Origin of the sequence: Lysinibacillus sp. NPDC058147 (genome assembly GCF_042884205.1) — a bacterium.
In the GTDB taxonomy this organism is placed as follows: Bacteria; Bacillota; Bacilli; order Bacillales_A; family Planococcaceae; genus Lysinibacillus.
Window position 1 is genome coordinate 139,666 of the sequence record NZ_JBHVUJ010000001.1, and the last position, 24,513, is coordinate 164,178.

The following is a 24,513-nucleotide window of genomic DNA, read 5'->3' on the forward strand; positions in this document are numbered from 1 at the left end:
GAGCATAAATGAATGGTAACTTTACGGCTAAAATTGGTGCTCGAATCACTGAGTTCATGGCAAAGATGAAACAAGTACAGAGCACAATTAAAAAATCGGCTAATGATGTACGAGTTGACATCGGTGCTGATGTTGCACAGTTCAAACGTAAAACTGCTGAAGTAAAAGCGAAAATGCTCGCTCTATCACGAGATAAAGTTGTGATAAAAATTGAAGCTCGTATTGAGGACTTTCAAAGAAAAATTCAACGGATTGCAGTAAATATTCGTGCCTTCGGTGAGTTAATGCAACACACTGTAATGGGTACAATGATGACTGTGTTCCCAGCAATATCACCGTTATTAGCTAATGTCGCTGTAGCTATTGCGAATTTAGGTCCAATGATTGGTGTTGTCGCTGGCTCTACATTTGCATTAGCTGGAGCATTTGTGAGTGCTGGTGCAGCAGTTGGTGCTTTTGCAGCTGTTGCTATTCCAACCTTAAAAGATTTATTTACTGAAACAGGCAAACCTTTTACAGCTTTACAAAAGGAAGCATGGAATGCCTTTGAAAGTGTAAAAGCAACATATCGTTCACTTGTAAAAGAAACCGAAAAACCGGTGTTGATTGCATTTCGTGAGGCTATGAAGGCTTCTAACACTTTATTAAAAGCCTTGCAACCTCTATTTATTTCATCTGCAAAAGCAGTTGCTAACTTGATGACGCAGCTTAATACAGCTATAGGTACACCTCCAGTTCAAAAGTTTTTAGAATATCTAAATACAACTGGAGCTCCAATGCTTGAGACGTTTGGACGTGCCTTTGGAAATGTATTTAAAGGTTTGTTGTCCATGTTAACTGCATTTGCTCCATTAAGTGCAAGTACTGCAAAAGGCTTTGAGGAAATGACAGCTAGATTTGCAGAGTGGGCAAATGGATTAAGTGGTAGTGCGAAGTTCCAAGCTTTCGTGGATTATGTTAATACTAATATGCCAAAAGTTCGAGCTATTTTCAGAGATGCAACAGCTGGAGTTATTTATTTCTTTAGTGCATTTGCAGGATCTTCATCAGACATGATGGATGGTCTAGTTTCGATGATGGCTAGATTTAAAGAATGGTCAGCGACTTTAAGTCAAAATCAAGGTTTCCAACAGTTTCTTGATTATGTACATCAAACAGCGCCTAGTGTTTTAAGATTAATCGGAAATCTAACAGAGTTTTTAGTTAACCTTGGTATCGGAATGGCTCCCCTTGGTGCAAAGATTATTGATGTAGCGAATAAGGTATTAGAATTTGTTAATTCAATGATGGAAGGCGATCGAACTATTGGTATTATTATCGCTGGTTTGATTTCGTTTGGTGGAGCTTTACTTGCAATCGTACCTAACATTATTGCCTTCGGTACTTTATTTAAAGGTGTCGGAAAAGTTGTTGGTATATGGGGGAAATCTTTCAAAGGTGTTAAATCTTTAATTTCGGATTTTGGTGGCACTCTTGCTAAAATTACACCGATGTTAGAGTCGGTGGGCGGAGCATTTGGATTCATTACTGCCCCTGTTGCATTAGTTGCTGCAGCTATAGCAGGATTGATTGCTGTGTTTGCAGGATTGTATCAAACAAACGAAACTTTCAGAGCTCAAGTACAAGCTGTATGGGAAGCGATTAAAATCGCAATTTCTACAGCAGTAACTGTTGTAAGTGACTTAATTACGTCAGTCTGGACGCAAATTACAGCATTCTGGAATGAAAACCAAGCAAGCATTATGGCTACAGCATCAACTGTTTGGAATGCTATCGGTACAGTTGTTACAACAGTAATGTCAGCAATTGGTTCTATCATGCAATTTATATGGCCGGTTGTTAAGGCGTTAATTGTTTCAACTTGGGAAGCTATTAAAAACGTTATTCAAGGTGCAATTGATATTATTCTCGGCATCATCAAAACATTTTCATCTTTATTCCAAGGAGATTGGCAAGGCGTTTGGGATGGTGTTAAGCAAATATTAAGTGGTGCAGTACAAGCTGTTTGGGGTGTAATTAACCTTTACTTTGTAGGAAAGTTGCTTGGTCCGTTAAAGGCATTTGGTAGTACTGCTAAAACACTTTTACAAACTGTTTGGAATGTAATTAAAGGTATTTTCACTAATACACTAAATGCGATAAAGACAGTTGTAACAACAATTTTTAACGGGATAAAATCAACGATTCAAAGCGTTTCAAATTCTATAAAGTCAACAATTTCAACAGTTTGGAATGCAATCAAATCGGTTATTACGACAGTTCTAAATGCTATAAAATCTGTTGTTACTACAATTTGGAATGGTATAAAGAGCGTTATTTCTTCGGTTTTAAATAGCACCAAGAGTACCGTCTCGTCAGTATGGAACGCAATCAAAAGTGTAATTTCGAGTGTGTTAAACGGCATCAAGAGTGTTGTATCATCGATTTGGAATGGAATAAAAAATGTTGTATCAGAGATTGTAAATGGTATTAAGACAACCATTACTAAAGTCTGGGAGAACATAAAAAGTACAGTTGAAAACTTAATGGATGGTGTTCGCTCAGCAATCGAGAATGGGTGGAATGCTGCGAAATCATTTTTGGAAGGGATTAACCTATTAAGTATAGGTAAGGACATCATAAATGGTTTAATCAAAGGTATCACGGATTCATTCGGTGCTGTTGCGTCGGCATTAAGTAGTTTAACTGACAAGATTCCTTCTTGGGTTAAGTCAGCTTTAGGTATCCATTCACCATCACGCGTAATGATTGCCATCGCTAAGTGGATTCCAATTGGTGTAGCTAAAGGTATTGAAAGTACGACAAATGTTGTACAAAAAGCTACAAACATGATGGTTAGAAGTGCTATTCCTGATTTCACTCAGAATCTATCAATCACTAAAGATATGATGCAACAAACTCAAAGAATTGTTAGTAATGCAGCAAAAGATAACAGCAAAGAAATCCTAGCTATCCAGAAGGATTACGAAGCCAAACGTGCTGAAGCTACGAAAAAAGCAGATGCCAAAATCAAAGAAATAAAGGCTAAAGCTGCAGATAAAAACAAAAAGTTAACTGCTGCACAAGAGCGTCAGATAACTAAGATTCAAGAGGATGCTAAAGCTAATCGAGAAAAACTTGCTAAAGCAGAAGCTCAAGCAATTGATAAAATCAAAGTAAAATCGCAAAAAGAAACATTCGATGCGTTGAAAGACTTCGCTGACAAGCAAATCGGTTTAGAAAAATGGTCTACGAAACAACAAGCTGAGTATTGGAGATATGCTGCTACAGCGTTCAAAGAAGGCACAGACGAACGCATTGAAGCTCAAATCAACTACAACAAAGCCATGGCTGAGCTTACACAAGAGAAGTTTGATAAGGAAAAAGATTATATTGACCGTAAGAAGAAATATAATCAAATGTCTCTTACTCAAGAACTTGCAGCTTATCAAAAATACCTACAACAATACAAAGCAGGTAGCGAAGAGCGTATCTACTATGAAGATAAAATCGCTGAAACTAAACAGGCCATTCATGAAAAGTTAACGTCACTTAATGATGAGTACATCTCGAAAATTAAAGATGCTCAGCAAAAAGAGCTTGATGGTATTCAAGAGCTTGAAAAAGCTTATGCAGATGCTGTAGCTAATCGGACAAAAGATATCTACTCATGGAAAAATCTTTTTGACGAGATTGGTGATAAAGCTGAAATTACTAGTCAGCAACTTATTAAAAACTTACAAGATCAAGTAAGTGTAATGGCTAGTTGGTCGAGAAATATTCAGGAGCTTGCTAGTAAAGGTATCGATAAAGGGTTACTTGCTGAATTACAAGCAATGGGACCAAGTGCGTACGCTGAAATAGAAGCGTTAAACAGTATGACAGCTACGGAATTAAATTACTACAATGACATCTGGAAAACGAAAACAGCCCTTGCAAGAAGCCAAGCTCAGGCAGAGTTAGTGGATTTAAGAGAGGATACCAATAAACAGATTGATGCTCTTAAGACCGATACCAAGAAACAACTGGAATCTTATAAAGATGAATGGTTGAAACAAATCAAGGCTATTAAAACAGGCACGACAGGTGAGTTTAATGCCATGACTTCTTCTATGTATCAAATTGGTACAAATGTTATCCAAGGCTTACGCAATGGTATGAAATCTGAAGTCCCTGCAATGTTGTCAGAAGTAAAAGCTATGTCTAGCGAAATTGAAAAAACGATTCGTAAAACATTGGATATTCACTCACCATCGCGAGTTGCAGATAAGCTTGGTGTGTTCTTTGGTAAGGGCCTTACAAATGGTATTGCAAGTATGCGTGCAAAAGTAGCACAAGCAGCTGCAAGTTTAGCTGATGCAGCTAAAGCTGATTTAGATATCTTAACTGATGGATTGTCTGTAAGAAGCGCTATTAGTAGCGCACACGACACAAGTATTACAAATGAGTCCGTACTTGATTTATCGATGTTTGATAAAGTGGTTCAACTACTTAAAATCATTGCTGATAAAGATTTATCATTGGAGCTTGATGGTCGCCTGTTAACAAACTATGTAGATGAAAACACTGCAAGAAAAACAGATTTAAAACGTTCTATGAGAGGGTGAAATTGAATGGATGCCAAATTAGTAAAAGTAAATGGAGAGGAAATTATTTTGTCTATTGAGCGTTTTATTACGCAGGACATTAAAGTTTCTCCTATCGATATTAAACGTGATGTAGCTGATGTCGAAAGACGGGCCGGAGCTATCAACGAACTAATCAAACATGGTACTCGCAGAATACAGCTACACCTCATGTTTATTGCAAAAGACCATTCAGATTTTGAAACACTCGAACATAGAGCGTTTGATTTGTTTACTGACCTAGAACCGTATTATTTATATAAAGCCATACCAACAAAGCAATCCACTATGTATGAGTTTGAACTACCAGGTAAGGAATGGGGTAGAGAACTCGATTTTATGCCTAGTGAGGTTGCTTTTTTACATGGCAAACGATACTTCGTTATCAATAGTGATATGTCTGAGGTTGAACAGAAAGGGCTCACAGGGAAATTTACAGTCGAACTTGAGACTTATCTGCTTCCATACGGTGAAAGCGCAGCAACTCTTAAAGAGTTAAAGCTTTGGGACATTAATAAGTGGGAATGGAATCAAGGCTTAACATGGGATGATGACTTACAGTACAGATTTACGTCCAACAGTTTCACATTAAAGAATTTTGGAAATGTAAAGGTTGATCCACGTGAAAGCGAACTGAAAATAACCATTAAGGCAACAACCTCTAGTTACTTAGAAATAAAAAATGTAACTACAGGCGAAGTGTTTAGGTTTAATGGTACTTTATCAACTTCAGATACTTTAATTTTGAATGGCATTCACTCTTATAAAAACGGGGTGAATGCCATTTTGAATACAAATAAAAAGCTATTAACGCTTGCTCCAGGAAACAATATTTTTACTGTAACAGGCGGTAACATTCAATCTATCGAATTTGATTTTAGATTCCTGTACAAATAGAAAGGGAGTGAGGGAATTGGCATTAGAATTGCATAATACAGAAAACCCGATTAGCAATGTCGAAAGGTTAAAGATCAATGAGAACTGGCAACGGATTATGTCAGGGTATTCATATCTTCAACAGCAAATCAAAGTGTTAGCTGGTGGTGCGGAAGTTGATGAGTTGATACAGCGATTAAATGACGCTATAGACAACGCAAACGTAGCTGTACAAGAGGCTATTGATGCAAATGACAAAGCATTGGAAACAGCTCTAAATACAGTCACACAAACTTTAGAACAGTTAAATGAAGCTATTATAAAAGCAAATACAGCCACAACTGAAGCCAATGCAGCTAGACAAGGTGCCTTGGATGCAACAACACAAGCTCAAACAGCTATTAATACAATGCAATCGCTCATTAACAATATGAAGCATCAAGGTGTTTGGTCAAACACAACTCAGTATTTTAAAAACAACATGGTTGTTTTTAATGGTTCCTCATTTATTGCTTTACAAGATAGTGTTGGTAAGACACCTCCGACATTACCTACTCAGAGCAATGTTTATTGGTCACTTTTAGCTGAAAGAGGAGCTAAAGGTGATAAGGGCGACAAGGGTGAAAGGGGATCAGATGGTACAGGAGTAACTATCATCGGTAGTCTGCCAAGCGAAGGTGATCTTCCATCTGATGGTCATTTAGGAGATGCTTATCTAATTAATGGCTATCTATATGTATGGAATGGCTCTGGTTGGGAGAACGTCGGAAAGATTCAGGGACCTGAAGGACCACAAGGGCCAGAGGGGCCACAAGGTGAACAAGGACCGCCAGCAGATTTAACAGAAATCAATCAAGAAGTTGGCGATTTAAAAAATGAAGTTACTGAACATTTGGCACAAAAGGTGTTATCCGAAAATGGTGCGCATGGAATCCGTTATTTCAATGGTAAACTAGCGGTAAAAGACAACAAAGATCAGTGGGAAATTGTCGAGACTGGAGGAGGAAAATCTGAGTACTTCGAAGGTAACTTAGATACACTTTCTGACAACGGAACATATACATTCGTGTGGGAAAAATGTACAGGTCTACCTCCTGATGTTGTTGATATCAGTACTATATCTAAGAAAGAAATAGGTCTTATTACAGTAAGTGCAGTTAAAAATGGAGATGGAGCTTTTTTCAAAAAACAAGAGCTTAGTTATGCTTCATTAGGCATTGAGTTGAAATTAACAAGACTATACAATGATTCATATTTTAATAAATGGACTAGATGGTCAACTGTAGACGGATATCATATATTCCAAGGTAATGCTTTAGCTTCTTCTGTACGTGTTGATACTATAAACGGAATTGATGATTTGTCTAGAGACGGCTCTGCGCAACAGCCACTAAAGACTTTAGATTTTACTTTACGCGCATTAGGTAAATCACTACCTTTCAATACAAGTATTACAATAAATAATACAGGTAGTTATCACGGAGACTACGTAAATATAAACGGATTTTCAGGGAAAAATTTAACATTATCATTCGAGACGGACGATAGTGTCGGTAGTATAACTGTGGTGGACTGTTTTAGTGCTGTTACTGTACAAGGAAGAAGCGCTTCAAGTAGATTACAAATAATAAAAAACGGAATAACCGTCCAGAACTGTCACTATGTAACATTCTTGAATGTTGACATAACTAAAGCAACAGATTCTAATAAAGTGTCTATATATGGAAGTACATTGGTTGAGTTCAATAGTGTTGTTATAGCAAATGCTAAAGGTTCGGCTATATATGCTTCTAAATGCTCAAGTGTAATGCTTCAAAATGTCTCTGGTTCAGGTAACGCAATAGGCTTAGAAGGTTATTTTTCAACATTTAGAAAGTCTTCCAATACAACTCTTACAGGAACTACGCCACAGTCATTAACAAGCGGTAGTCAAGTACTATAAACGGAGGTAGGTAAATGACAGTAGCTATTTTATACTTTAAGGAAACTAATAAAATTCATGATTTTTATGGCAATGTAACTAGCTTAAAGCCATCTAGGATAGATTTTATGGGTGGAAATGTTGAAGGTTGGAACGAAGATAAAATAGGTGTCATTGTTGTTGACACACTGTTTATTAATTTAGATGGTCAAGAAAAATATTTAGTAGACAACCAAGAGAACATCTACAACCGTGGAGATATTTTGCCTAATGGGTTAATTGATATAAAAAGTCAATTCATAAAACCTACAGACACTGAAATTTTAGGTCAACAAATGACTGAGCGAGAAATTGAATCGATGGAACAAGGTCAACAAATCACAGACTTAGAATTGAGAATGCTACTAATAGAAGGAGCGAAATAGTAATGACAATATTCGAGTCGTTGAAAGAAAGATATGAGAAAAATTGGTGTAGGAAAGACCAATTACGAAGATATGTTCAATTAAGCGCAATTTCACCAGAACAATATAAAGAATTAACTAATGAAGAATATAATATTGATGATGAAGGATAGTTCCATATTGTTCAGTAAGAAAAAATTTTACTATCAAATATTTAATGAAGTGTCCTCTTTTTGAGGATGCTTTTTTCTTTTGCTTGAAAGGATGTGATCAAATGAAAATTACTACTAAGCTTGGTAAAACAAAAGTTATTGATTACGGTCATTGCATTAAAATTAAAGCACCGAAAATTAAGTTAGTTGGTGATAAGGTATGCTAATCGTTACAAACTACGCTGGTACACGCACAGAGCCATTTTTTACAACGTCTGCACCTTTGTTTGAACAGGATACGTTAGGCAATACAACACTTGAATTTACAGTCAATAAAACAAATAACGAGTCTGGATTTAACCTTCTTCAAGAAGAAACAATTGTCACTGCAGCAAACTACGATTTTCGTGTAAAACAGATCATCGACGATAAACCAGGGCGTAAAACAATCCTTGCTATCTCGACATTCTTTGATTTAGCTTATCAGTTTAAAGACAAGACTTATGGCGGTACTCACTCAAGTCAAGAGTTTGTTAACTACCTGTTTGCTAGTACTGGATGGACTGTAACATGTGATTTTACTGAAACAGCAACAATCGATAAGTTTGGTTCAAAGAACATTATCCAATGCGTTAACCAAATATGTAATGCTTTTGACTGCGAGTTTGAGATTCTACCAAATAAGCGAGTACATTTCAGTAAGTCGCTTGGTCCTGATAACGGAGCACAGTACCGATATGGCTATAACATCAAGACTCTTAGTCGAAAGATTGATACGACACATCTTCGCACCAAAGTAACGGCTACAGGCAAAGAGGATTTAACAGTTACTTATACATCTCCTAATCACACGATATGGGGGATTCGTGTAGCTGATCCAATCAGTGATGAACGTTTCACAAATCCTGATAACCTGTTGAAAAAAGCCAAGGATTCCTTGATTGATTATCCGGAAGTAAACATCGAACTCGATACGCTCGAATTGTTAGATAAGGCATTAGGCGAAAAAGTATGGCTGATTTATGAGCCAATTGAAGGGTTAGAGCTACAAACTAGGATACTTAAACGAATTTGTGTAGTGGATGAACTCACAGATGAATTAAAGACGATTGAAGTAACACTTGGCAACTCGTTACCTCGCTCTATGTCTGATAGTGAACTCGATTCAGAAGAGGAGCTTGCTGATACAAAGGAAGAGTTAGAAGAAGTAATTGACGAAAGTAAAAAGGAATTTAGATCAGCTATTACTCAAACGGATAGCCGTATAACGATTGAAGTTGAACAATTAAATAAATCAATTGCAATGATTGATGTAAAGGCTGATAATATTAGTCTTTCTGTAAATAACCGTATCACGAATGAAGTAGCTTCTATCAATATTCGAGCTGATCAAATCCAATCTACTGTAAGTTCGCAAGGAGCGCAACTTCATGGGCTTGATACAAAAGTAGCGAACGCTGAATCTACGATTACACAACAGGCATGGCAAATCAGTCAAAAGGTGTCAATCACTGATTATGACGGCAATACAATAGTTTCAAAGATAAATCAAGACGCATGGTCGTATACTATCGATGCTCAAAGAATCAACTTAAACGGCGCTGTGATGGTCAACGGAAGTATCAGTGGGTCTACAGATATTAACGTTTCTAGAGATGTTTCGATAGGCAGAAACTTAACTTTCCAGGGTAGTGGTCAAAATATAATAAGATTTGCTGATATGTCCTATATATCTTCCGATGGGTATGGAGGATTAGCGATTGATTTATGGAGTGATTTAGACATTCAAGCTTCCAAAACTAAATTTTGGGGTAACGTAGATTTTAGTAACGCCAATGTAATAGGTCTCGATAACGGTGGTGGAATTAGTTTCTTCCAAAGCACTAACAGTCCTAAAACTTTAGTTGTTAGAAAAAACGGTTCAGATATTGGGTATCTAACAATGAATTAAAAAAATAAGGAATGGAGATTGATAAGTATGGATTATCAAGTACAACTAAACAACGGAAATGTAATTAATTTAAAAAATGCTGAATTTGATGCAGCAACATTTACAGCAACATTGAATGAACAAAAAGTTAACTTCGTAAATATTGGTGGGGCAATCATAAATAAGCACATTATCATAAGTGTGATTCCAGTTGAGAGTACAGAAACGCAAGCATAAGCTTAGCGTTATTTTTTATGTCTAAAATAGAAGGTAATCCTTTCCTTTTGTCGAATTAAGTAAGAGATTTTTATAAATTAGACATAAAGGGAGAGAATTATCATTAATAAATATCTTCTGTATTTATTAGCAACCTCAATAATATGTATTATTCTTGTGAATTATATCTTGGTCGACGTTCCTGAATTTTGGGAATATGGTGAAGAAACGGGAATTTTACTATTTACGTTATCAACTAGCTTCGTTGCAGCGTTTTTGTTTTATTTACTAGACATTTGGTTACCGAATAAGGAAAAGCAAGATATTTTGAAGTTACGCTTATCTAAGCCTTTAAATAAAATACTAGTAAACATGATTGCTCCATTGATAGGATTATTAATTTTATCTCCTAAGAGTAATATTACTATTAATAGAATAGTTTCCCTTTCAAAGGAAGACTTAGAAGAATTGCTCTCCGAAATTGATTTATTCAATGATAGAAATTCTAAATATTTCTTTGATGATTGGCGAGACGAGAAGGTAATAGAATATTTACTCTCATTTTTAGCCAATTGTAATAGATTAGTTGATCAAGTTAATATACTACCTAATGTAGATTTTGATTTATTAATGATCTTGGATAAAATAAAATATTCTGACTATAACGAAGCGTTAGAAGAACAGCGATATTTTTATTCACTATCTGTAGATGAAAGGGGTGGTGTTTCTGGAATAGTCTTGACAGAAGGTATTCTTGAGTATGTGCAATTATTCGAAGAACTAAAAAAATATATGATTGATAATGATATAGAAATCACTTTTGACAAAATTCCTATTATAGAATATATGATGGAGTAATTTGAGATGCGAGTGTCATGCGCTATGAGAGTAATCGAGACTAGTAACGGTATATGTTACTGATTCTTGATTACTCTCATAGCTTTTTATTATGCAATTCAAGAGGAGTGTACAGTATGGGAGGTTTAGATTTGGAGTATTTAGAAGTAGCACATTTATATTTATTTGGTGGAGTGAAATTCTTACACCTATTGCTTTTGTTAATGGGATTGGATATTTTAACAGGAATCTTTAAGGCTGTTAATAACGGTAACCTGTGGAGTCGTAAATCACTATTTGGCTACGCTCGTAAGTTACTAGTTTTAATCGTTATCATCACAGCAAATATAATCGATCAAGTACTGTCGTTGAGTGGCACACTCACATTTGCGACAGTACTTTTTTATATCGCAAATGAAGCTTTGAGTATCATTGAAAACATGGCACAACTAGGCGTATTAGTACCTCAGCAGTTGGCTGAAAAATTAAAGGTTATCGAGACTCAATCGGAAGAAAGATTAACTAGTGAAGTACTTGATGAATTTGCAGGTAAAAACGTTGATAAAGAATTAGAAAATAAAAAGGACGGTGCAAAGAAATGACAAGCATAACAGAAACATGTCGAGATTTAAACGAATTAACTACAGCTGCACAATTAGCATGTCGACTCTTATTTCAGGAGTGTGTAAAAGCTGGGATTGATGATATCTTCATTACAGAAACATATAGATCACAGGAACGACAGAATTATTTATATTCACAAGGTCGAACACGTCCTGGATCAGTAGTTACATGGACGCTTTCTAGCAATCATACTTCACGTAGAGCTTGGGATATTGCTATAGCACCTCCAAAGGATTTATACAATATAGCCACTTTATCAAAAGTAGGAGCAATTGCTAAAAAACTTGGTATCACTTGGGGAGGATATTGGCCGATCAGTAGCTACGACGCGCCACATTTTGAAATCCCTACTAATTGGAAAGCCCCTTCAGGCTACAAGTTAGAGGGCACAGTTATTGTCCCTAGCAATAGCAAAATAAAAGTTCAACTTATTGTTAACGACAAAGGTGAAGCTGTTGAGGGTATTAATGACGGTAAATTGTATCGTGTTCAATCTGGTACTTATACAACTCAGGCTCAAGTGAATGCAGCTAAACAGGCATTAGGTAAGTATAAAATTGCAAACGCCGATTACGTGCGAGTAGTTCAAGATGGAGGTAATTGGAGATTTATTACCGGCACATACGCAACAATGGTAGTAGCTAATAATGCTATAACTGAAATGAAACGTCTTGGCATTTTATCGTATGCTGAAGCAATTCAAGCATAATATTAAAGCCCAGGTACTCAATTAATTTTGAGCCTGGGCATTTTTTTTATTGCCATAAACAGAACGTTAGTTCTATAATATACACAAACAAACGTTCTTGATGGGGGCGATAATATGATAAAAGACCGTGGAAATATGAAATGGACAGCTATGATGTTACCGGAACATCTAGTCGAGATTAAAAAGTGGAAAGAAGAGCAATTTCATGATAAAAAACGAGAATTAACCGAGTGGGAACTAGAGGAGATTGAACAAACGATACAACGTGCTTTTAAATCGAAAAAACTAATTACTCTTACGCTGTGGAGCAACAATCATTTACATGACAAAATTGGATTAGTAACTGGAATGGATCCTCACAAAAAAGAATTGCTACTGGATACAGATTTATCAATTAAACGTATTGCTTTTAACAATATTCAAAACGCAAAGATGGTGGACATTGATGATTAAACCTGAGGAGCGTAGTATTTTACATGAATATATAATTTTGGATATGGCCATTAGGTCATTACAGCAAGACTATTCATCACTTGAAAAATTGAAAATGTCTAATATATATATTTCAATTGTGGATGGACTATTAAAAACCATGCGCAATGATTTCTATAATAAAAAGCGATCGTTGAGCCAAAAAGGCATAAGTGTAGTGAAATGGGTTAAAATAGATGAAGTTTTTAGTGAGGTAACAATCAAAACTTTAGGAGAAGATGTAATGCTCCAGTATGCTAATCCAGCGCTTAAAACAAAGGTTGAAGAGTTAATTACTAGTTATATAAAAAATTGCCAGGGCTAAATTTAGAGCACCTGGTCTATTTTTATTAAACCTCTAACTCATCATGTTTTTTCTTTTTGGGAACAACTTTCTTTACAACGGTTATAGCCTCGTCAATCTGCTCCTCAAACATCAGCTTTATGATACACACTACTCTTTCGGTTTTCTCCATAACATACAAAATAATTATCCCACCACTTACCACACAGCCAACAAAATTAATTATATCCATGATTCATCTCCTTATAATTTGAGTAACCTATAAATCTGTCGTATCTTCATTTGGTCTAAATGCAAAAGATAAGTGGACAAGTACCATTGCATGAACTTTCTATTTCCTAGCGTCACCCTAATTAGTACAGCTGCAGTAGTGGTTGGTGTTATATCAAGAGCGAAGGCCAACACGCTCAATTGGTCAAAATCTCGCTGTTTAAATTTAATAGTTACTTTTCCTTTTTTTGGTTGAACTGTTATCCTCAATTTCGGTCTTTCTGGATACCCCATGGTGATTGTATCATTCCATCTATAATCCCTCCTGAACCACTTTCTGATCTCTTCGACAATGAACTCCGAAACTGCCCCAGTATTACACAACCTTTCTGCAACATCTTTTACAGGTTCATCACATATTTCAGCAAATTTGTATAAGGTGGTTTTCAAGGACTCCGAGATAGTGGGTTTCACATCAACTTTTTTGTCTGAGCGAGTGATTCTCCTGCTCCCCATCGAAAAAAATTCCTCCTCCCCGTACCTTTTAAAAGCGTATCCCTAGGAATTTATCCTAAACTTAATCGATTCCTAGACTTAATGTAGGTATACGTGGGCTATTTACAGAAAAGAACCGCGAAAAAATATTTATTACAATTGTAATAAACCGAGTCGTTGAGTTATAAAATGTACTACATTTGTAATACAAAAACGGAAGGGGATAGGTATTGAATAAAATCATTTTGGGGATAGATGCAGGAAATCACAAAGCGAAGGTAGTGGGGCCATTCGGTGTTGATTCATTTAAGACGAACATCTGTGATTGGTTCGAACGTGATGTAGAGGAGTCATTCGGACCGGATGATATGGAGTTTGAAATTGCTGGTCGAAAAGGATTTGCTGGAACAATCGCTCAATTTGAGGATGAGTTTGGTGATGGTACACGTTATGGAGATAGTAAAGCTCACGAAGATACAAAAATCAGAGTCTTATTAGCAATACATCGCTATTTAAGTCGTTATTGCCCTCATATCGATAAGGTAAGCTTTGTGACAGGGCAACCAATTAAACGGCATAAACGAGCCGAAAAAGAGTCCATTATTGTCATGTTAAAGGGTCAACACGATATAAAGATGAACGGAAAGAATAGAAGAGTAACTATTGAACAAGTTGCCGTAGCGCCTGAAGGGAGTGGAGCGTTTTGGGCACAGCCGAGTGATGGTGTAATCAGAGTAATTGATATTGGAAGTGGAACTGTGAATGCAGCTACAATCATTGATAAGAAGCATATCAATAAAGCGAGCACGACTTTTAACTTTGGGGTTGAAACTGTAGCGAATAAAGATGATCTGCAAAAAATTGCAAGAGGAGTCATTCGTAATACAACTAGATTGAAATGGGATAAAAGCGACAAAATATTGATTTGTGGGGGTATTACAGAAGGAATAGCACCATATATAATAGAACATTACATTAATGCAGAAATCATTAATCCAACAATTCAACGTGGAAATGGGGTGACTACTTTACACCCTGTCTTTGCAAATGCTGTTGGATTTTATGCAATAGCGAAGGGGGCATTTAGATGAGTAATGAGGGCAGGAAGAATAAGCCTGTTAGCTTTAATACCAACGATGAACACGACCTTGCACTATTAGAACACGCAGAGCAGATTAACCCATTGAATAACAAACCACGCAATTTTAGCAAGTATGTAAAACGACTAATTGAAGAAGATATGAAACGTGGTCCAGAGAGTGAAATAAGGATAGATAGAAATGAACCGATAATTCATGAAGAAGAAACGTACTCCATCGAAATAAAAGAGGCAATGAACAGCTTTATATAAACAAGAAAAACCACTCTTAGTTGAGTGGTTTTAAAATTTAGATACCTAAAAGCTGTTTCTTCTTTGCATCAAATTCTTCTTGTGTTAAAATACCAGCATCTAGTAATTCTTTTAATTTCATTAATTCCTCTGTTGGAATTGTTGTTGTAGAAGTGGTAGCAGCTGCAACTTGCGATACTTCTTCCTCTTCTGCAACGATAAATAATGAAAGCTTTTCGAGGTCCTTTTTATCACATTTAATAACTAAAGGCACCTTATCTTCGTTCTCACGTTTAAGAAAAAGCGTCGCTACAGATTTATCCGTACCAACATTAGCGCCCATTGCCCCTGCGATAGTTCCAGCATTACCGAACTTACTTCCAATTACTGTCCAACCGGCTATGTCAAACGCGCTCTTTTGAATGTTCTCGACACGATCCCATTTGATTAATTTTAATGTTTCTGGTTCTCCACTATTAACTGAAATATCTATATAACCAGGTTTTGTTTGAGAAAGTCTGAAATTACTTCCTTGACCTTTCAACAGTTCCTTACCATTAAGAATTTCGATGTTCATTTTAATAGGCTTCATAACGCGGACTATTTGCCTTTTTTCTACTTCTTCTACTGAAGGTTGGATTCCAAGAGCATTTTTAATTTCTGATAAAAATGCTAATCTTGTGTCAACGTTGCTAAAGGTAAGTATTTGTTCTTCGTTGTTATAAGTGAAGATCATTTCTGTAACAGTTAATTTTTTATTAAAGTCAGTATTACTAATTTGATCTAGATCATAAGATAAAAATTTCTTTCCTTTAACTGTAGTTAATAGTCTACTTGTTGTTAAAACTACTAAATACTGCGTGAATAGACCTCCAGAAACAACACCAGCATTTTCAACTATTTCGTCATCTTCAATATGTTCAGCGATTAAACTTATCTCTTTTTTCAAATTGCTAATAACAAGTTTACCTTCTGGTTTTAAATATTCTTTTATTTGTTCTACTGCGTACAAATTAATGCCTCCTTTCTTTGTAGTAACCATTAAAAAATAATACTTTAATGGTAATACAATAAAATTGTATCAATAATGGCAAGTGTTGTCAGTATTGATTTCACCACATCGAATTAGTGAAACGGTCTATATTTATAGTCAATCGATTAAGATTTGTGAAAAATACAAATACTAACGTATGGACATCGAGACATTGCAAATTATTGCTATCTACTACTTTGAACGGATTCGATCTAATTGCGAGTTTTTGAAAATATATTCATACGCTGAGGAAGATGATAATTTCGCCTTTTACGGTTTGTTTAAATGTAAACGGCGAATAATGGTAAAAAAAGTTATACTTGCTCCTGATGGTGAACTAATTAGCATTTATTCACTTTGATAACGAAAAAAATGTCGAATATTGTAATAACCTTGCATTTATTTTTGAATTGGGCTTGTAACCCATTTTATTTTTATCATTCCAGTGCTACCATAAAAATAACAAAAAACCACATCTCAAGTTGCACCTTGAAATGTGGAGATACTCGAGCGATATTCACTCATAAACCAACATTAATTATAATCTAAAACAATTGTAATTAAAAGTGAATGTCCTTACCTTAAGGAGGGCAAATAATGGAAATGACAACAAGAGAGCTACTAAACACACTGAAAATTTTTTCGGAGATCTTTAGTATACCTCCACCTAAATCAAACGATATCGAAATTTGGTGGGAACAAGTAGTAAAAGAAATGGGAATAGATTCGCTTTATTTATTATATGATAACAATGTATTAAGTCGTAGTGATAACGATGTCTTAATATTCATGAACAATCTGCTTACAAATCGAATTAATGATTTAGAGATAGTGGCTAACTAAAAATTACATAAATATATGAGCAACACAAAAAACGAACAAACTTTATAAAAACAAAAGGTCACTCGAAAAAAATTCTGAGTGACCTTTTTATATTAAAACATTTCGTAATGAATACACCTGTCCGCATGTTATTTTTAAAATTGATTAAGGTAAAAAAATGCTCCCCCAGACGCTCCCCCAAATCCCTCGAATAAAAACGTGAATTTCCGATTATCTTATTATATGCAAAAACCCCGCAAACACTTGTATAAACAAGGTTGCGAGGTTTAAGAACCGTAAGTAATCTAACGTTAAAAAATTAACGAGAGTAGAACTCTACGATGAATGCTTCGTTGATTTCAGCTGATAATTCAGAACGCTCTGGAAGGCGAGTGAATGTACCTTCTTTTTTGTCAGCATCAAATGTTAAGTAGTCAGGTACGAAGTTGTTTACTTCGATTGCTTCTGTTACTACAGCAAGGTTTTGAGATTTTTCACGAAGAGAAATCGTTTGACCTGGTTTTACGCTGAATGAAGGAATATCAACGCGTTTGCCATCTACTAAGATGTGGCCGTGGTTTACTAATTGACGAGATCCACGACGAGTACGAGCTAAACCTAAACGGTAAACTAGGTTGTCAAGGCGAGTTTCAAGAAGGATCATGAAGTTTTCACCGTGAACACCTTTCATTTTACCAGCGCGGTCGAATAGAGTACGGAATTGACGTTCGTTCATGCCGTACATGTGACGAAGTTTTTGTTTTTCTTGAAGTTGTAAACCGTATTCTGATAATTTTTTACGTTGGTTTGGACCGTGTTGACCTGGTGCGTAAGGGCGTTTTTCGATTTCTTTACCTGTACCGCTTAGTGAGATACCAAGACGACGTGATAATTTCCAAGATGGACCTGTATAACGAGACATATTGTTGTCTCCTCCTTTAAATTTGGTTTTTTTGTTGTAAAACAAAAACCAGTAGTACCCATTCTTATACGCATTTTATTTTCATGTATTTTCGCCTATGCAGCCGTTAGGTTACACAATACACCATCTGAATCAGTTTAGTTTTACTAACTGAAACAGAGGAATAAAATACAGTAATAAGCTTATACCACTGCTGCGTTTATTTTACACAAACTACATTGTAACTGCTTATTATAAAGACGTCAATTATTAGGCTAACTATTTTTGAAAATGGAAAATAGTAAAAATTTCCTCTATATACATATTGCGATAGTCGGTAATAGTTAATGATACAGTCTGATATGTAAAATGTAAAAGTGAAATAGAATAACATAGTCAAAATGACACAAATTATGTATAATAAAATATAAGTTAATAGTAATTGATTTGGACGTTATATAGAAAAGGTGATTTCATGACAGACCATTTACAAACGCTAAAATATATAAAATCAGATGTTTTAAGCATTTGGGTGAGTTCTAAGGAACAAGCTGGTTTCAATGGGTATTTTAACCCATTAAAGCAGTGTCTAAAGAAGCGCTTTGGAATTGTAAATGTGGCATTTCTCGGTTTCGAAGGTAATTCTTTAATACCTATTGAAGAAATGGCTACTGTAACAATTGAAACGAAACTAAATGCTGTGTCATGGTTAATGATCGAAGCCAACTTTTACCAACAAAAGATGGTGAAAATTCCCTATATATTAAAAGAAAAAGACGCATATATGACGATGACAGATATGGTGCTTTTCCAAGCAGAAGGCAAAAATCCAATTGGTGTGCTACTTGTGGAGGCAACAGATGCTTGGACAGACTTTATGACTTCGGATTATGGGGATAAGTTTGTGGAAACGCTTACGAAGGTTCTTCAGATGATTAGAGAAAATTTTGAAGTAAAAGTAAATGAAGACCAATATAGAAAATTGTATAATATGACAGATTTATTTCATTCCACTATGGATATTGATTTAATTTTAGAAAATGTCTTAAAAAATATTAAGGATAATTTCCCGGAGTTTAATGTGGAGCTTATACTATCGAATGATCAAGACCGCCATACGACTATCGATATAAAGCTTTTTGATTACTTATCTGAAAGACCTGCGACTATTGAGGCTTTTGTCTCAGGAGAGCTGACAACGGAGCTTGCTAGCGATTTAAATTGTCGATTATTAAATGCCCCTATAAAAGGGAGACAAGCTATTTATGGTATTTTACAAGTAAGTGCACCTACAACATATCTTTTTTCAACGACTGAAAAAGATTTTGTACGAATGCTAGCACAAACATCAGGAAATGCGCTTGAAAATGCAAAATTATATCATCAATCACATCGCCTAGTAAGTGATTTACAACTCATCAATGAAACATCGCATCGTTTAAATATGAGGATTGACATTCATGAAATGTTACTTTTCCTTCAAAAACAGTTAATGAAATCCTTTCAACCAATGGAAGTTTGCTTCGCTTTTAAACATAATGACACCTTTGAAGTGACGGATGCTAGTACAGCCTTATTCAATGTAGAAAAGGGTCAAACATATATAAAACATGTTGAACAACATTTTGAAAGTACCAATGATCCACTATTTATTGCCGATTTCAGCAGATTAACCCCTAATCAAATTGAATATCGTTCAATTATGGCAATCCCGATTTTAATGGAAGAAAAAATTAATGGTTTTAGTATTGTGTTACACAAGGAGCCATATTTCTTTTCATTTGACAGCTTTAAATTAATGCAATCATTAATCCATCACTCTTCTTTAGCAATTACAAACTCAATATTACGAAATCAACTTCAGGAAATGGTAGATTTGGATCATTTGACGAAATTGTATGCGAGAAGTTATTTAGACCAATATGTAGAAAAGTCGCTTAAAAAAGATCAATCAGGAATGTTCTTACTCATTGATATTGATAATTTCAAGCGCATTAATGATACGTATGGTCACCAAATTGGTGATAAGATTCTTATGCAAATTGCATCACAGTTAAAAGAAACAATTGGAACTCGTGGAATTTGTGCGCGCTGGGGTGGAGAAGAGATGTCTGTGTATATTCCAAATATTGATGAGCAAGAAGCAATCGAATTAGCAGCAGCAATCGTTGCAGTAATTCCAAGTACAACAGATCCTCAGGTGACAATTTCAGCAGGTCTCATAACTTGGGATGAACAGTACCGTCCGGCGTTTCAATCTGTTTTCCTTCATGCAGATACAGCGCTTTATGAAGCGAAAAACAGTGGTAAAAATCGTTTTTGTATTCATGATCGATCTTATCTAACAAATTCATAATGTAATAAATGTAAATAGATGTTTTTTGAAAATAATACCGCAGCCTTTTGCGCTGAAATGCCCTGAAATGAAAATAAATCATTTCAGGGCATTTTTTTATCCCGTATTAACGGGCAGTAATTTATCTATATCAAAAGAGAAGCGTCGGGTCCGCTTCAAATTCAATGATAGTAAAGAAATACGGGGAGGCTAACTGCCCGTAAAAACCCGATTGGTGAAGACTAATAATCAGTGGGGGAAAGAACCCCCACTGATTAAAGTTTCACTTTATAAATGGAGGAGTAAGGTCTGAACGAATAGCTCTAACCCTTCTTGATCTTCCTTAGAAAAACGATTTACGATTGGACTGTCGATATCAAGAACACCGATGACCTGTCCTTCTTTAATCAAGGGAATAACGATTTCAGATTGGGAAGCGGCATCACAGGCAATATGCCCTGGAAAATCATGTACGTCTTTTACTACTATTGTTTCTTCTTTGTCTACAGCTGTTCCACAAACGCCGCGTCCGATTGGTATTCTGACGCAGGCAGGCAAGCCCTGAAATGGACCTAATACAAGTTCCGCACCCTGTAATACATAAAAACCGACCCAGTTAATGTTTGGCAAAAATTGATTTAATAATGCAGAGGCGTTACTTAAATTAGCAATGCGATCGCTCTCTCCTGTAAGTAAAGCATCTAACTGTTTTGATAAAGTATTATATTGCTCGGCAATTGGCCAATCATAATTAATTTGTGTAAACATAAAAGCACCCCGTTTGAAAGTTATTTATTTTGGATATATAACATTATAGTGTTGATGTAAATCAGCAACAGTATGAGCATCTGAACCGAAAACAATTGGTAGCCCAATTCTTTTACTATAATCGATAAAGGAAAATGGTGGATAAGGTTCCTGACAATATGTTTTACTTAAACCAGCGCTATTTACATCTAGCTCATAGCCCTCTTCCTTCATCAAATCTAAAATTTCTCGAATCCGCGCAGAATCATCAATTTTCACCATATGTGCTAATTGGAATTTGTGAATAAGTGAAGGATGCCCAATGCGCTTAGGTTTGTATGGCCCTAAATCTGCTTTAATGGATTGTAGGACGGTATCAAAATATAAATTATACACTTGTTCAATAGAGCCCACTTTTTTTGAAAAAGCCATAAAACTTTCTGGAGAAAAGTCTATACATTCAAAGGTATTTTGCCATTGTAAAAAATGGACAGATAAAATAGAGTCATCTAAAAAGTATCCATATGTATTAAGAAATTGACGAGTTTCTTGTTCAAAGCCTTGAATATAGTCAACCTCTAGACCTATATGAATGCGAATGTCTTGAGCGTAATCCTTTTGAAGGCGCTGTAAATCTTCAAAATAGGGCATTAAAAATTCTGGATTCATACCACTATCTTGCTGTGGTGTAGGGTCAACAAAATTCAATGGTAGTGGTGCATGTTCTGTAAAGGTGATATCTGTAAAGTTATGGGAGATAGCTTTTTCAATATATTGCTTAAATGAATCAGAAGTACCGTGTGGACAATAAGGACTATGAATATGGCCGTCATATTTCATAAAATAACCACTCCTTTAACTATGATAATAACACTTCTATTTACGACAATTGTTCAAAAATTAAGTAGGTGTTATTCTTGAAAGGCGTATATACACAAAAAACACTCAAATTTTAGTACAAAAGGCGATAACATAGTATATAATAAATACAACTAGCCAATTCGTTTATTGTAGAATAGGAGGCTTACGATGGAGTATATCATCATTCCGGTTATCCTACTATTAATTTTAGCTATAGTAGGATTTATGATGCGACGAAAACATACAACAATCATTGCTAAACTTGAAAATGAAAAATCACAAATACAAAACAATCCCATAAATGAGGAAATTTCAAAAGTTAAATCTTTAAACATGAACGGTGAAACGGAAGAGATGTTTGAACGATGGCGTAATAGTTGGGATGAAGTCATCGATGTACATATGACAAAAATTGATTCACTTTTATTTGACGCAGAGGATCAAATTAATAGACTTCGTTTTAATAAAGCAACGTTAATTGAACGTGAGATAGAAGATTACATTCAAAAGTGTGAACAAGATAAAGATAAAATTTTAGAAGAACTAAATGAATTAATTGGCAGCGAAGAAAAAAATCGTATTGAAATTGAACAATTAAAAGAATACTATCGCTCTGCACGTAAAACATTGTTAGCGCACCAACACTCATTTGGTGTAGCATTACCAGCTCTAGAGAAAAAGCTGGAGATGTTTGTTCAAAAGTTTGAGGAATTCGATGCACTTACTAGCGAAGGGAATTATTTACAGGCAAGAGAAATTGTTATTGGCTTGAACCAAGAGTCACAGCAGACATTTGAATACATTAATGATGTCCCAACAATTTTGACTGAATTGCAAGTAAAGCTGCCAGGAGCGGTACAAGAATTACGTAGTGGCCAGCGTGAAATGGAGGAGCAATCCTATTATTTACAGCATTTAGAGCTAACTGCTGCGCTTGATAAATTTGAAGAAGAATTTGCGACATTAAAAAATGAATTAGCAGAGCTTAACTTATCTGTTGTTAAACCACGTGTTGCTGAAATAAATGAAGAGATTGATCATTTTTACGATTTGCTTGAAAAAGAGGTTATTGCTAAAAATTATGTTGACCAAAATTGTGATCGTTTATTAAGCTCAATCACCAATGTTATTGGTTCAACAAGATTAGTAAGTGATGAAGCAACATTTGTGCAACAAAGCTATCGTTTAAATGAAAAAGATGCAGAAATTCCAAAAGCAGCATTAAAGCAATTAGAGGCCTTACAACGCCGCTATGACTTATTGGCGATGCGTGTTAGGGAGGAAAAATCTGCATACTCAAGTTTGCAGGAAGAATTGATTGAAATTAACGAGGAGCTTGAAGGTATTCATGAGGAGCAGGGTCATTTGTCAAATACGATGAAGAAGCTACGAATTGATGAAAACAAGGCTCGAGCGCAAGTAGAAAACTTAAAGAAAACATTACAAGAAACAGATCGTCTATTAAATAAGGCTAATATTCCAGGTATTCCTGAAGAGATGGATGCCCGTCTAGATGAGGCAGCGGAGCATATTTATGTAGTAATGCAAAGCCTGCAAGAGGTACCTCTCAACATGGGAACAGTTCATAATAATTTAAATGCTGCAACACTTTGTGTAGAGGATGTAAAAGCGAAGGCGCATGAATTGATTGAAAATGTAATGCTAATTGAACGTATTATTCAATATGGTAATCGTCATCGTGCAACAAATTCAAAATTGCATACTCAATTAAAAGAAGCAGAAAAATCCTTTAATCAATTCCGCTATTCCAAGGCATTAGAAGAGGCTGGAACGGCAGTTGAAGAAATGGAGCCAGGTGCTTTAAAACGAATTCAAGAACTTGTAGCAGAAGAATCAATAGCAAAATAATCAAGTATAATAAAAAATTAAAAATTACATCAGCTGTCTAAAAGGTATAATATTACTTTACTTTTTAGACAGCTTTGTTATTAAAAAAGAGGTGTTCGTAATGCAATTTTATATTAAGGAAATGAATGAAGTTTATGCGACGGACATTTTGAATTGGAAGTATGATGAACCATATGTTTTTTATAACAATGAACTATGCGACGAATCTCTAAAAGAATTTCTTGAAAATCCTTACTATTCAATTGTCAATGATCAAAAAGAGCTAGTCGGTTTTTTCTGTACAGGAACATCTGCACAAGTACCTAAAGGACATGACTTTGATACGTATTTAGACGAGTGCATTGATGTTGGAATAGGGATGAAGCCTGAACTAACAGGAAAAGGCTATGGTTCAGAATTTTTTTCATTTATTTTAAATCAGCTACAACAAGAAAATCATAGTCCTATTCGTTTAACAGTAGCTACATTTAATACAAGAGCCATCCATCTTTATGAGAAATTAGGCTTTACAAAAGTCATGGAATTTACAGCTTCAACTGAATTTATAACAATGAAGAAAGATTAAAAATAAGCGTTTTGAATAGGGTTTATAGTGGGAAATCCGCCTTCAATACGATGGACTATGATCACTGAAAGTTGAGGATGTCATTTATTTAAAGTATATGTCATGTATATAAGTTGATTGGAGTGTAGTTTGGGCGACTCCTTGCGGCTCATCGGACGCCTCCAGGAAGCTCTGCGCGACAGCGGCAAATGTTTTATCTGTGCGAAAGCGAAGCGACAGCAACAAATGTTTTATCTGTGCGAAAGCGAAGCGACAGCAACAAATGTTTTATCTGTGCGAAAGCGAAGCGACAGCAAC

General features: G+C 35.5%; 24 protein-coding genes. 18 read left to right on the plus strand and 6 right to left on the minus strand.

The window, feature by feature from the left end; all coding sequences use genetic code 11:
- Positions 1–8: 8 nt before the first annotated feature.
- The 12 genes from ACFVT8_RS00690 (at position 9) to ACFVT8_RS00745 (ending at position 13,069) form a co-directional block, all read left to right on the plus strand.
- Positions 9–4,586: a phage tail protein gene (locus ACFVT8_RS00690; protein WP_387082403.1), complete on the plus strand. Its 4,578-nt coding sequence runs from the start codon at positions 9–11 to the stop codon at positions 4,584–4,586.
- Positions 4,587–4,592: 6 nt separating this feature from the next.
- Entirely contained in the window at positions 4,593–5,501 is a 909-nt protein-coding gene (locus tag ACFVT8_RS00695; RefSeq protein ID WP_387082402.1) for a phage tail domain-containing protein, read from the plus strand.
- Positions 5,502–5,517: 16 nt separating this feature from the next.
- Positions 5,518–7,422: a hypothetical protein gene (locus tag ACFVT8_RS00700; RefSeq protein WP_387082401.1), complete on the plus strand. Its 1,905-nt coding sequence runs from the start codon at positions 5,518–5,520 to the stop codon at positions 7,420–7,422.
- Between the two features lie 14 nt (positions 7,423–7,436).
- Complete coding sequence (locus ACFVT8_RS00705) at positions 7,437–7,826, plus strand: hypothetical protein (RefSeq protein ID WP_387082400.1); 390 nt, start codon at positions 7,437–7,439, stop codon at positions 7,824–7,826.
- Positions 7,827–7,828: 2 nt separating this feature from the next.
- Positions 7,829–7,978, plus strand: coding sequence for an XkdX family protein (locus ACFVT8_RS00710; protein ID WP_387082399.1), 150 nt, complete (start codon positions 7,829–7,831; stop codon positions 7,976–7,978).
- 199 nt (positions 7,979–8,177) lie between these two features.
- Entirely contained in the window at positions 8,178–9,908 is a 1,731-nt protein-coding gene (locus ACFVT8_RS00715) for a phage tail spike protein (RefSeq protein WP_387082398.1), read from the plus strand.
- Between the two features lie 27 nt (positions 9,909–9,935).
- Entirely contained in the window at positions 9,936–10,124 is a 189-nt protein-coding gene (locus tag ACFVT8_RS00720; RefSeq protein WP_387082397.1) for a hypothetical protein, read from the plus strand.
- Positions 10,125–10,292: 168 nt separating this feature from the next.
- Positions 10,293–10,961, plus strand: a complete 669-nt coding sequence (locus tag ACFVT8_RS00725; protein ID WP_387224208.1) for a hypothetical protein — start codon at positions 10,293–10,295, stop codon at positions 10,959–10,961.
- Positions 10,962–11,077: 116 nt separating this feature from the next.
- On the plus strand, positions 11,078–11,542 hold the full coding sequence (locus ACFVT8_RS00730) for a phage holin family protein (protein WP_387082395.1): 465 nt from the start codon (positions 11,078–11,080) through the stop codon (positions 11,540–11,542).
- On the plus strand, positions 11,539–12,273 hold the full coding sequence (locus ACFVT8_RS00735; RefSeq protein WP_387082394.1) for a M15 family metallopeptidase: 735 nt from the start codon (positions 11,539–11,541) through the stop codon (positions 12,271–12,273). The genes ACFVT8_RS00730 and ACFVT8_RS00735 overlap by 4 nt, the downstream gene beginning before the upstream one ends.
- A gap of 114 nt (positions 12,274–12,387) precedes the next feature.
- Positions 12,388–12,726 (plus strand): YolD-like family protein, encoded by a 339-nt coding sequence (locus tag ACFVT8_RS00740; protein ID WP_387082393.1) that lies wholly within the window; start codon positions 12,388–12,390, stop codon positions 12,724–12,726.
- Entirely contained in the window at positions 12,719–13,069 is a 351-nt protein-coding gene (locus tag ACFVT8_RS00745; RefSeq protein ID WP_387082392.1) for a YhjD family protein, read from the plus strand. The genes ACFVT8_RS00740 and ACFVT8_RS00745 overlap by 8 nt, the downstream gene beginning before the upstream one ends.
- 25 nt (positions 13,070–13,094) lie before the next feature.
- Here the strand turns inward: ACFVT8_RS00745 and ACFVT8_RS00750 are convergent, their stop codons facing one another.
- Both ACFVT8_RS00750 and ACFVT8_RS00755 read right to left on the minus strand, forming a co-directional pair.
- A complete protein-coding gene (locus ACFVT8_RS00750) occupies positions 13,095–13,280 on the minus strand; it encodes a hypothetical protein (protein ID WP_387082391.1) in 186 nt (61 codons plus the stop codon).
- An 11-nt stretch (positions 13,281–13,291) separates the two neighbouring features.
- A complete protein-coding gene (locus ACFVT8_RS00755; protein ID WP_387082390.1) occupies positions 13,292–13,774 on the minus strand; it encodes a hypothetical protein in 483 nt (160 codons plus the stop codon).
- 209 nt (positions 13,775–13,983) lie between these two features.
- Between ACFVT8_RS00755 and ACFVT8_RS00760 the strand changes: the two genes are divergently transcribed.
- Complete coding sequence (locus tag ACFVT8_RS00760) at positions 13,984–14,844, plus strand: ParM/StbA family protein (protein ID WP_387082389.1); 861 nt, start codon at positions 13,984–13,986, stop codon at positions 14,842–14,844.
- The gene (locus ACFVT8_RS00765; protein ID WP_387082388.1) at positions 14,841–15,104 is read left to right on the plus strand and encodes a hypothetical protein; all 264 of its coding nucleotides are present in this window, start codon (positions 14,841–14,843) and stop codon (positions 15,102–15,104) included. The genes ACFVT8_RS00760 and ACFVT8_RS00765 overlap by 4 nt, the downstream gene beginning before the upstream one ends.
- Before the next feature lie 37 nt (positions 15,105–15,141).
- Here the strand turns inward: ACFVT8_RS00765 and ACFVT8_RS00770 are convergent, their stop codons facing one another.
- A complete protein-coding gene (locus ACFVT8_RS00770; protein WP_387082387.1) occupies positions 15,142–16,095 on the minus strand; it encodes an SHOCT domain-containing protein in 954 nt (317 codons plus the stop codon).
- A 618-nt stretch (positions 16,096–16,713) separates the two neighbouring features.
- Between ACFVT8_RS00770 and ACFVT8_RS00775 the strand changes: the two genes are divergently transcribed.
- The gene (locus ACFVT8_RS00775) at positions 16,714–16,959 is read left to right on the plus strand and encodes a hypothetical protein (protein WP_387082386.1); all 246 of its coding nucleotides are present in this window, start codon (positions 16,714–16,716) and stop codon (positions 16,957–16,959) included.
- Between the two features lie 298 nt (positions 16,960–17,257).
- Here ACFVT8_RS00775 and rpsD read toward each other — a convergent pair whose 3' ends face one another.
- Positions 17,258–17,860, minus strand: a complete 603-nt coding sequence (gene rpsD / locus ACFVT8_RS00780; protein WP_387082385.1) for a 30S ribosomal protein S4 — start codon at positions 17,858–17,860, stop codon at positions 17,258–17,260.
- Between the two features lie 454 nt (positions 17,861–18,314).
- On the opposite strand from rpsD, the gene ACFVT8_RS00785 reads away from it, so the two are divergent.
- Positions 18,315–20,195 (plus strand): sensor domain-containing diguanylate cyclase, encoded by a 1,881-nt coding sequence (locus ACFVT8_RS00785; RefSeq protein ID WP_387082384.1) that lies wholly within the window; start codon positions 18,315–18,317, stop codon positions 20,193–20,195.
- Positions 20,196–20,462: 267 nt separating this feature from the next.
- On the opposite strand, the gene ACFVT8_RS00790 is transcribed toward ACFVT8_RS00785, so the two are convergent.
- Together ACFVT8_RS00790 and hisJ are read right to left on the minus strand one after the other, a co-directional pair.
- The gene (locus ACFVT8_RS00790; RefSeq protein WP_387082383.1) at positions 20,463–20,942 is read right to left on the minus strand and encodes a GAF domain-containing protein; all 480 of its coding nucleotides are present in this window, start codon (positions 20,940–20,942) and stop codon (positions 20,463–20,465) included.
- A 24-nt stretch (positions 20,943–20,966) separates the two neighbouring features.
- Positions 20,967–21,761: a histidinol-phosphatase HisJ gene (gene hisJ / locus ACFVT8_RS00795; RefSeq protein ID WP_387082382.1), complete on the minus strand. Its 795-nt coding sequence runs from the start codon at positions 21,759–21,761 to the stop codon at positions 20,967–20,969.
- A 189-nt stretch (positions 21,762–21,950) separates the two neighbouring features.
- On the opposite strand from hisJ, the gene ezrA reads away from it, so the two are divergent.
- Together ezrA and ACFVT8_RS00805 are read left to right on the plus strand one after the other, a co-directional pair.
- Complete coding sequence (gene ezrA, locus ACFVT8_RS00800) at positions 21,951–23,651, plus strand: septation ring formation regulator EzrA (RefSeq protein WP_387082381.1); 1,701 nt, start codon at positions 21,951–21,953, stop codon at positions 23,649–23,651.
- A gap of 100 nt (positions 23,652–23,751) precedes the next feature.
- The gene (locus ACFVT8_RS00805; RefSeq protein WP_387082380.1) at positions 23,752–24,216 is read left to right on the plus strand and encodes a GNAT family N-acetyltransferase; all 465 of its coding nucleotides are present in this window, start codon (positions 23,752–23,754) and stop codon (positions 24,214–24,216) included.
- Positions 24,217–24,513 lie beyond the last annotated feature (297 nt).